The 9,796-nt window shown below is 55.1% G+C and carries 8 protein-coding genes; 1 reads left to right on the forward strand and 7 read right to left on the reverse strand.

Features of this window, described 5'->3' with window-relative positions:
• The coding region (locus tag NP596_RS17735) for an SPOR domain-containing protein (protein ID WP_256616730.1) at window positions 1-435 on the forward strand (435 nt) is incomplete at its 5' end.
• A gap of 5 nt (window positions 436-440) precedes the next feature.
• Here the strand turns inward: NP596_RS17735 and dnaE are convergent.
• From dnaE to NP596_RS17770, 7 genes are all read right to left on the reverse strand, one after another.
• Entirely contained in the window at window positions 441-3,932 is a 3,492-nt protein-coding gene (dnaE, locus tag NP596_RS17740) for a DNA polymerase III subunit alpha (protein ID WP_256616731.1), read from the reverse strand.
• Window positions 3,929-4,528, reverse strand: coding sequence for a ribonuclease HII (rnhB, locus tag NP596_RS17745; protein WP_256616732.1), 600 nt, complete (start codon window positions 4,526-4,528; stop codon window positions 3,929-3,931). The genes dnaE and rnhB overlap by 4 nt, the downstream gene beginning before the upstream one ends.
• Window positions 4,503-5,273: an acyl-ACP--UDP-N-acetylglucosamine O-acyltransferase gene (gene lpxA / locus NP596_RS17750; protein ID WP_256616733.1), complete on the reverse strand. Its 771-nt coding sequence runs from the start codon at window positions 5,271-5,273 to the stop codon at window positions 4,503-4,505. Before lpxA ends, rnhB begins: the two co-directional genes overlap by 26 nt.
• The gene (gene fabZ / locus NP596_RS17755; RefSeq protein WP_256616736.1) at window positions 5,274-5,717 is read right to left on the reverse strand and encodes a 3-hydroxyacyl-ACP dehydratase FabZ; all 444 of its coding nucleotides are present in this window, start codon (window positions 5,715-5,717) and stop codon (window positions 5,274-5,276) included.
• Window positions 5,718-5,923: 206 nt separating this feature from the next.
• Window positions 5,924-6,424: an OmpH/Skp family outer membrane protein gene (locus tag NP596_RS17760; RefSeq protein WP_256616734.1), complete on the reverse strand. Its 501-nt coding sequence runs from the start codon at window positions 6,422-6,424 to the stop codon at window positions 5,924-5,926.
• An 89-nt stretch (window positions 6,425-6,513) separates the two neighbouring features.
• The gene (gene bamA / locus NP596_RS17765; protein ID WP_371927972.1) at window positions 6,514-8,808 is read right to left on the reverse strand and encodes an outer membrane protein assembly factor BamA; all 2,295 of its coding nucleotides are present in this window, start codon (window positions 8,806-8,808) and stop codon (window positions 6,514-6,516) included.
• Window positions 8,809-9,011: 203 nt separating this feature from the next.
• A partial coding sequence (locus NP596_RS17770; protein ID WP_256616735.1) for an NAD(P)/FAD-dependent oxidoreductase occupies window positions 9,012-9,796 on the reverse strand: 785 nt, incomplete at its 5' end.

The following is a 9,796-nucleotide window of genomic DNA, read 5'->3' on the forward strand; positions in this document are numbered from 1 at the left end:
ATAACCGCCGCCATGAACGGCGGCCGGGTTGCCCTGCCGGATGCGCCGGCGGCCCCAAACCAACAGGTTTCCTGGTATATCGTGTCCGCGGCCCATGCGCAAGCCGAGCCGGCGCTCAAGCGCTTTACCATGCCGGCGGAAACCTCCGCGCAACAAATTTACCGGGGATTTTTCGGCGCGTTGCCGAAGAATGTCTGGTTTGTGGTTGCCGGTTCGCACTTAACCCAGGAAGGCGCCGAACAACAGGTCCGGCGGTTACGCGACAACTACCCTAATTTTTCCGCCGAGGTTTACGAACCTTACGGCGGCAACCCCTATTACGCGGTGGTTATCGGCGAGCAACTGACGCTGGAGGAGGCGAAAAAACTGCAGCAACAAGCCATTTCGGCCGGCTTTCCCAAGGACACTTATTTGTGGACTTTTCCGCAGCGCTAAGCCGATCAATTCCGGTATTTGACCGTTACGGCATCCGCCGACAACAATCGGCGCAATCGAATCAACAGTTCGTCGCCGGGCCGCACCCGCCAGTCGTCGCCCAGTTGCAGCGAGGCCTTGGCGGTGTCGGCGGTGTATTCGATGGCGACGGGGCAGTCGCCGCCGCGAAACGGCAGCAAAATTTGCTTGAGCCTATCGGCAAAAGCGCCGGGTTCCGGCCAGCGCGCCGCATCCCAGTTCAACACGATGCCGCGGGCGAACATTTCCCTGGCTTCTTCCATGCCGTAGAGTTTTTCCGCCGTCATGCGCAGGCTGTTGGTAAAGTCGTCCATGGCCAATGAACCTTCCGCCACCAGAATGGTGTCCTTGGAGAGCAAATCCCGGTATTTGTCGAAAATACCGCTGAACGCCGCCACTTCCAGGCGGCCGGTACGGTCGTCCAGGGTGGCGAAGCCCATCATCTTGCCTTGCTTGGTTTGCCGGGTGCGGATATCCACGATCAAACCCGCCACCCTGGCTTCCATTTTGCCTTTGATGCGTCCGGCGTCGGCTTCCAGACTGCCCAAGGTGCCGTGAGTAAATTGTTTCAATTCCGGCAGATATTCCGCAATCGGATGGCCGGTCAGAAACAAGCCCAGGGTTTGCTTTTCCGCTTCCAGCTTTTCTTTTTCCGTCCACGGCTCAACCAGATTGGCATAGGCTTCCGTTTCGCCGTCATCCGTATCATCCTCGCCCAGGCCGAACAAATCGTTCTGGCCGGCCAAGGCCATCTTGCCGTGCTGTTCGGCCACCCGCAACGCGGTGGTTAATTCGGCCAGATGCGCGGCGCGGTTAGGGTCGATGGCATCCAGGGCCCCCGCCCTGATCAAGGCTTCCAGCACCCGCCGGTTGACCTTGCGCAAATCGACCCGCTTGCATAGGTCGTACAGGCCGGCATAGGGCCCGTTCGCGTTGCGCTCCTTGATCAAGTCCTCGATGGCGTTTTCGCCGACGCCCTTGATGGCGCCGATGCCGTAAACGATCTGGCCTTTATCGTTGACGGTAAAGTGGTAATTGGAAACATTGATGTCCGGCGGGCAAATAGTCAGTTTCATTTCCCGGCATTCGTCTATCAACACCACCACCTTGTCGGTGTTGTCCATGTCGGACGACATCACCGCCGCCATGAAGGCGGCCGGATAATGCGCCTTCAGCCAGGCGGTCTGATAAGCCACCAGCGCATAGGCGGCCGAGTGCGATTTGTTGAAACCGTAGCCGGCGAACTTTTCCATCAAGTCGAACACGTAGGTGGCGATGCCCGCGTCGATCCGGTTCGCCACCGAACCCGACATGAACTTTTCCCGTTCCTTGGCCATTTCTTCCGGCTTTTTCTTACCCATGGCACGCCGCAGCATGTCGGCGCCGCCCAGCGTGTAATTCGCCAGTTCGCGGGCGATTTGCATCACCTGTTCCTGGTACAGAATAACCCCGTTGGTGGGTTTCAGAATCGGTTCCAGCAAGGGATGGGCATACTCGGCCTTGGCGCCGTGTTTGACATTGATGTAATCGTCCACCATGCCCGATTCCAGCGGGCCGGGCCGAAACAGCGCCACCAACGCGATGATGTCGTCGAAGCAGTCGGGTTTCAGTTTTTTGATCAGCGCCTTCATGCCGCTGGACTCGAGCTGGAACACCGCCGTGGTCTGGGCGTTTTTCAGCAATTCGTAACTGGGCAAGTCGTCGCGCGGAATTTGGGCGATGTCGACCGGCTCCTCGCCGCGCTGGGCGCGCTGGCGGTTGATGGTCTGCAAGGCCCAGTCGATGATGGTCAGCGTGCGCAAACCCAAAAAGTCGAACTTGACCAAGCCGACCGCCTCGACGTCGTCCTTGTCGAACTGAGTCACCAGGTTGCCGCCGCCCTGCTCGCAATACAGCGGCGCAAAGTCGGTCAGCTTGGTCGGCGAAATCACCACCCCGCCGGCGTGTTTTCCGGCATTACGGGAAATACCTTCCAGGGAGCGCGCCATGTCGATCAGGGCTTTTACTTCCTCTTCGCTGTCGTACAAGGCCTTGAGTTCGGCGCTTTCCTTCAGGGCTTTTTCCAGGGTCATGCCGATTTCGAACGGAATCAGCTTGGCCAGGCGGTCGACAAAACCGTAGGCATGCCCCATCACCCGGCCGACGTCGCGGATAACCGCCTTGGCGGCCATCGAACCGTAAGTGATGATTTGCGAGACGTGATCGCGGCCGTAATGGCGCGCCACGTAATCGATCACCTCGTCGCGGCGCTCCATGCAAAAGTCGATATCGAAGTCGGGCATGGACACCCGTTCCGGATTCAAAAACCGCTCGAACAGCAGATCGAATTCGATAGGGTCCAGGTCGGTAATTTTTAGCGCGTATGCCACCAGCGAGCCGGCACCGGAGCCCCGCCCCGGCCCGACCGGAATGGCATTGTTCTTGGCCCACTGAATAAAGTCGGCCACGATCATGAAATAGCCGGGGAAACCCATCTGCACGATCACGTCCAGTTCGATTTCCAGACGCTCATCGTAAACCTTGCGGTTGTCCTCGAAACTGCCCTTGCCTACCGGCGCGTGTTGCGCCAGACGTTGTTCCAGGCCTTGCCGGGAGGCCTGCCGGAAATAATCGTCCAGCGTCAGGCCTGCCGGCACCGGAAAATCCGGCAGATAGTTTTCGCCCAAGGTCAGTTCGACGTTACAGCGCTGGGCGATAGCAACCGTATTTTCCAGCGCTTCCGGAATATCGGCAAACAACTCGGCCATCTCCTCGGCCGTACGCAAATATTGCTGATTGGTGTAGTTTTTTGGCCGGCGGCTGTCGTCCAATACCCGGCCCTGGTGAATGCATACCCGCACTTCATGGGCATCGAAATCGGTTTTGCCGATAAAACGCACATCGTTGGTCGCCACCACCGGCAGCTCCAGCGCCGTGGCAAGATCGACCGCCAGCTTGATGTAGCGTTCCTCGTCCTGTTTGCCAACCCGTTGCAGTTCCAGATAAAAGCAGTCGGGAAACAAATCCCGCCAATATTCGGCGCAACGATTGGCCAGTTGGGTATTTTCCGCCAACAAGGCCTGACCGATGTCGCCTTCCATGGCGCCTGAAAGCACGATCAGACCCTGGCGGTTTTGTTCCAGCCAGTCTTTTTGCAACATCGGTATCCCTTGATGCTGGCCCTGTTGGTAACCCTGGGAGATCAATTCGGTCAATGCCACATAGCCGGGCTTGTTGCGGGCCAACAGCGTCAAGCGGTGCGGAGCGGCCGGCTCGTCCGGGTTGAAAACCCACACATCCGCGCCTATCAAGGGTTTGATGCCGGCGCCTTGGGCGGCTTTATAGAACTTGACCAAGGAAAACAGGTTGCTTTGTTCGGTTATCGCCGCGGCCGGCATGGCGTAATCCGCCAGCTTTTTGACCAGGGGTTTGATTCTGACGATACCGTCGACCAGCGAAAATTCGCTATGTATCCTCAGATGAATGAAACCGGGGTTCATGGCAAGCCCTGCAGGATTTTTTTAACCGGCGCAAAACTGGTTCGGTGCTGCGGCGTAGCGCCGTACTGTTGCAAAGCCGCTAGATGCTGTTGGGTAGGATAGCCTTTATGCACGGCGAAATGATAGCCCGGATAAAGCCGGTCCAATGTGTGCATTTCTTCGTCGCGCGCCACCTTGGCCAGAATGGAAGCAGCCGAAATTTCGGCGACCAGCAAATCGCCCCCCACGACGGCTTGCGCGGGACAAGGCAGTATCGGCAAGCGGTTGCCGTCGACCTTGGCAAACTCAGGACGAGGCTCCAGCATGGCGACCGCGCGTTGCATGGCGACCAGGGTGGCTTGGAGGATATTGATGGTGTCGATTTCGCTGGCCTCCGCCCGCCCTACCGCCCAACAAACGGCCGAGGCTTTGATTTGCGCGGCCAAGTCGCGGCGTTTTTTTTCGCTGAGTTTTTTGGAATCCGTCAGTCCGGCAATGGGTTTATCCGGATGCAGGATCACGGCGGCGGCGATGACCGGCCCGACTATGCAGCCGCGCCCCACTTCATCAAGACCGGCAATCAGAACGGAATTATCTAAGGATGCCGCGGGTAACATTACGCAGAAAACTGACCATGTTGGAAAGCTCGTTGCTTTCGCCGGCCATGCCTTCCATTTCTTCGATAGCGTCTTCGAGACGCAGGTTGTTTTTATACAAAATTTTATAGGCTTGGCGGATTTGCCGGATCACCTCGGGCGACTTGCCGTTGCGTTCCATGCCCACCGAGTTGATACCGTGCGGGCGGGTCGGCCGGCCGCCCACCATCACAAACGGCGGAATATCCTGAGTGATGGCACTGCCCATGGCGGAAAAGCTGTACTCGCCGATTTGGGTAAACTGGTGCACCAGGGTAAAACCGCCCAGAATGGCATGATCGCCCACATGCACATGGCCGGCAATCGACGCGCCGTTGGCCATGATCACATGGTCGCCGATCATGCAATCGTGTGCGACATGCGTATAAGCCATGAACAGGTTGTCGTCGCCGATTTTGGTCAAGCCCTGGTCCTGCAGGGTACCGCGGTGCATGGTGCAAAATTCGCGGATCACGTTGCGGTCGCCGATTTCCAGACGCGTGACTTCGTCGGCGTATTTTTTGTCCTGCGGATCTTCGCCGATAGACGTGAATTGATAAATCTGATTGTCCTTGCCGATCGAAGTTGGCCCCTTAATGACCACATGCGGGCCGATTTCGGTGCCGGCATCGATTTGCACATCCGGCCCGATAATGGAAAAAGGCCCGACTTTGACATCTTCGGCCAGTTCGGCCTTTGGGTTGATAACCGCGCGCGAATCGATCATTTAATTTACCGATGCGGCGCACATGATTTGCGCGCTGGCGGCCAGTTCGCCCTCCACTTCCGCGCGGCAATCGAAAGACCAGATGTTGCGCCGGTGTTTCAGATAGCGAATATCCAGCATCAATTGATCGCCCGGCACCACTTTGCGCTTGAAGCGGGCATTATCGATACCGGCCAGATAGTAAATAGTGCCTTCCGCAATCAATTCGTCCGATTGGGAGGTTAGCAACGCGGTGGCTTGCGCCAACGCTTCCATGATCAGCACGCCCGGAAATATCGGCAAATTCGGAAAGTGGCCTTGAAAAAACGGCTCGTTAAAGGTGACGTTCTTGACGGCTAATAAACGTTGGCCCGGCACGCACTCGACCACTTTATCGACCAACAGAAAAGGGTAACGGTGCGGGAGTAATGCCTGAATTTGTAAGATATCGAGTTTGACGGTCATGATGGATTGCACGAATTGGAACTTTATTTGCAACTATCCGGAGTAGGTTGGGTTAGCTCGATAGAGCGTAACCCGACAATCGAAGCTATTGAATCCAATAAGCCGATGAGTCGGGTTACGGCTGGCGCCTAACCCAACCTACGCGATCGATCCGTATCGGCCGGCATTCGCCGAATAGTTAGCTTTATTTAAACGCAATGCCTCGATTATTGAGACAGCGTTTCCAGTTTTTGTTGAACGCGGGCGGTGACGTCGATTTCGTCGTTCGCGTAAATGACGCCGTCGGTCAACAATAAATCGAAGGATTCTTCCTTGGCCAACGCTCTAACCGCTTCGACGATGCGCTTTTGCAGATTACCCAATTCTTCGTTTCTGCGCATATTGAAATCTTCGCTAAACTCTTGTTGCGCGCGCATGGCGTCCCGTTTTTTATCGACAATGTCTTTTTCCAATCTGCGGCGTTCTTCTTCTCCCATGACGGCGGCATCCCGGGTCAAGCGGTCTTCCAGGGTTTTAATTTCCTTTTGTTGCGATACCAGGGCAGTATCGCGCGGTTTAAATTCTGTTTCCAACCGGGATTTGGCTTTAGCGGCTTGCGGGGCCTTTTCCAAAACCTTGGCGACGTTGACAAAACCGATTTTAAGCTCGGCATGGCTCGCGCCGGCGACCAACATCAGCATTAAAAACAACGAAATTCTATTTTTCATGAGTACAACCATCTCCGGGTTAGATTTTTTGAGGGATTTAAAACAAAAACACTGCGCCAAATTATAAGGCATAAACGGGGTAGCCCAAACTAAAATCCTGAGCCGAAGTTAAACTGGAAGTTTTGCACGTTATCGGTGCTGGAGGAATTAAACGGCTGAGCCACGCTGACGGAGATAGCGCCGAACGGCGACAACCATTCTCCGGACAGTCCGGCGGAATACCGCATGTCGTCAATCTGCCAATCTTTGCTGACGGTTCCCGCATCCACGAAAGTACCGATGCGGACGGATTTGACATCGCTCAAAAAAGGCACCGGAAAAAACAACTCCGCCGAACCGTATATCTTGGAGGAGCCGCCGAACGGCCGGGCGGTCTGGCCGCTACCCGCAACCGGCGTATCTCTAGGCCCCAGGGTATTCTGTCTAAAACCGCGCACCGATCCGGGGCCGCCGCCGAAATAGTTTTCGAAAAACGGCAATTCGCTGGTGCCGCCGTAGCCGTTGCCGTAAGCCACTTCGCCCAACACCCGAAAGGTAAAGTCGCTGGCCAAGGGAAAATAATGCTGTTGTTTATAACCGATTTTAAAATATTCCAGATCGCTGCCGGGCACGGTGGCGAGCGCGGAAGCTCGTTGCTGTCCGCCGCTGGTGGCGAATACCGCCCGATTCATGGTGTCGTGGGTCCAGCCCAATCCGCCGGAAAGCGTTAAAAATGAATCGCCATTTTCAGTGATAAACGTTTTAACTTCTTGGGGCGAAAAATCGGTACTCGCAATTTCAGTTTGCTTAAGGTCGACATCGAACCCCAGGTTATCGAATTCGTTCAACGGAATCCCGAAATTGAAGCCGGCATTGGCGATATTGGTGTTATAGCGCGAAATATTGGCCTGATAGCCGTTACGTTTGGTGTAACCCAGATCCCAGCCCATGCTGACGCCGTCGAGGGTAAAATACGGGTCGCGAAAACCCAGGTTGTACCGCGTCAAAATATTGCTGTTGTTAAAGGCGAAGTTAACCCGCTTGCCGGTACCGAAAATATTGTCTTGCGACACGTTGGCGTTAAAGATCACACCCTGCACCTGCGAATAACCCACACCGGCCTGCAAATTGCCGGAGGCCTTTTCCTTGATCGAGTAATTGACATCGATCTGGTCGGCGGAACCCACCACGGGCGGCGTTTCCACCCCCACTTCCTCGAAATAACCCAAACGGTCCAACCGGGTTTTGGAGCGCTCGATCTTGCTGCTGGCCGCCCAGCTGGATTCCATCTGCCGCATTTCGCGCCGCATCACTTCATCGCGGGTTTTGGTGTTGCCTTTAAAATTAACCCGCCGCACGTATACGCGCTTGCCGGGATCGACGAAAAACGTCATGGCCACGGTTTTGTTCGACTCGTTGATTTCCGGCACCATGTTGACGTTGGCGAAGGTATAGCCTTCGTCGCCCAGCCGGTCTGAAATAGCCTTGGAGGTTTCGGTGGCGTTTTTGCGGGAAAAAATCTCGCCCGGCCCTACCTTAACCAGCTTCACCAGCTCTTCCGGATCGACCACCAACTCGCCGGAAAGTTTGACTTTTTCCAGCGTATAGACCTCGCCTTCCTTCACGTTGATGGTGATATAGATTTCCTTTTTATCGGCGGTAATGTCGACCTGGGTGGATTCGATGGAGAAATTGATATAACCCCTGTCCAGGTAATAAGAACGCAACTTTTCCAAATCGGCCGACAGTTTTTGCTTGGAATATTGGTCGTCCTTGGAATAAAACGACAAAAAATTGGTGGTGCTGAGCTCGAAGTCTTTCTTGATATCTTCATTGTTGAAAGCCCGGCTGCCGACGATATTGATTTGCTTGATCTTGGCGACCCTGCCTTCGGTAATGTCGATATGAATACCCACCCGGTTACGGGTCAACTCTGTCACTTCGGTCTTGATTTTCAGCCCGTACTTGCCATGACTGAAGTATTGCCGGCGCAGCTCTTGTTCGACTTTGTCGAGGATTTGCTTGTTGTAGACCTTGCCTTCCGCCAGACCGATCTTTTTCAGCGCATCCGCCAAATCTTCCTTTTTGATGTCCTTGTTGCCTTCAATAACGATCTTCGCTACCGAGGGCCGCTCAACGACATTGACAATCAGGGTGCCGCCTTCCCGTTCCAGGATAATATCCTTGAAAAACCCGGTATTAAACAAAGCCCTGACGGCCGCCCCCTGTTTGTCCTCGGAAAAGGTTTCCCCCACGGTAACCGGTAAATAGTTGAAAACCGTTCCCGCCGAAATCCGTTGCAAGCCCCTAACCTGGATATCTTCAACTACAAAACTGCCGGCATAAGCAGCTTTGCCGGCCACCATGCTCAGCAAAAGTATTTGAAATAGCGGATTTTTCTTCACTCAGTCAACCGGAATAAATAAACAGTCGCGATTGTATCATGGGGTTTTGGGTTTCCAGACCATTGATTCCGCAAATGCTTGGGAAATTTGCATGAAAATTGCGTTTCTTTTTTAGTTTCAAGTGCAAACAGGCACAATCAAAATCCGTTTAAAAGACAATCCAATAAGCCATTGATAACACGATAATTAATTTTAATAATTACTCACAGAAATGAATTATCGACCAGGCTTCGGTAAGCCGATCGCGCATAAGCGGCTTCAAACGCCGGATAATCCGCGGAACCGGTAGGGCTGATGCCGCCCGCGCCTTTCACGGCGGCAAGCGCGTGTTCGCTGTCCAACTCATACACACCGGCAACGGAAATGCCGTGCTCGGGCGTAATCAGGCTGTAACAGATATTCAGCCAATGCGGCGCCGGCGGGGCTTGCTCGCGCAGCAAACTCGTTACGGCCACCGCGCAGGCCTTGGCTTCGGAATTGGCGGCAAAGGCCGATTTGGGTATCGGGGCAAACCGGGCCGCATCGCCGATCACGTGAATATAGTCGTCGAACAGGGACTGGCTGGTTTGCGGGTTCACCGGGCACCAGCCGCTTTTATCGGCCAAACCCGCCTCGATGGCCAAAGCCGCGGCAGTCTGGGCCGGAATAATATTCAACACATCGCCGTTGAAACGGTCGCCGAAATCGCTGATCACTGTACGGTTAGGCCCATCCAGCCGGGTGACGGGATTATCGGCCAACGAATGCCACTCGATCAGACTATCGGCGCTACCGTAGCGAAAATGCCGCCTCCAGCCGGCTTCGAACAAGGCTTGTTTGGAAAACTCGCGCTTGGGGTCGAGAATGATGATTTTCGCGCGCGGATTATGCTGCTTGAGCCAATAGGCCATCATGCTGGCCCGCTCGTACGGCCCGGGCGGACAGCGGTACGGATCCGGCGGCGCGACGATTAACACCACGCCGCCGGCCGGCATGGCTTGCAGTTGCC

It is taken from the genome of Methylomonas rivi (assembly GCF_024505165.1).
Lineage (GTDB): Bacteria > Pseudomonadota > Gammaproteobacteria > Methylococcales > Methylomonadaceae > Methylomonas > Methylomonas rivi.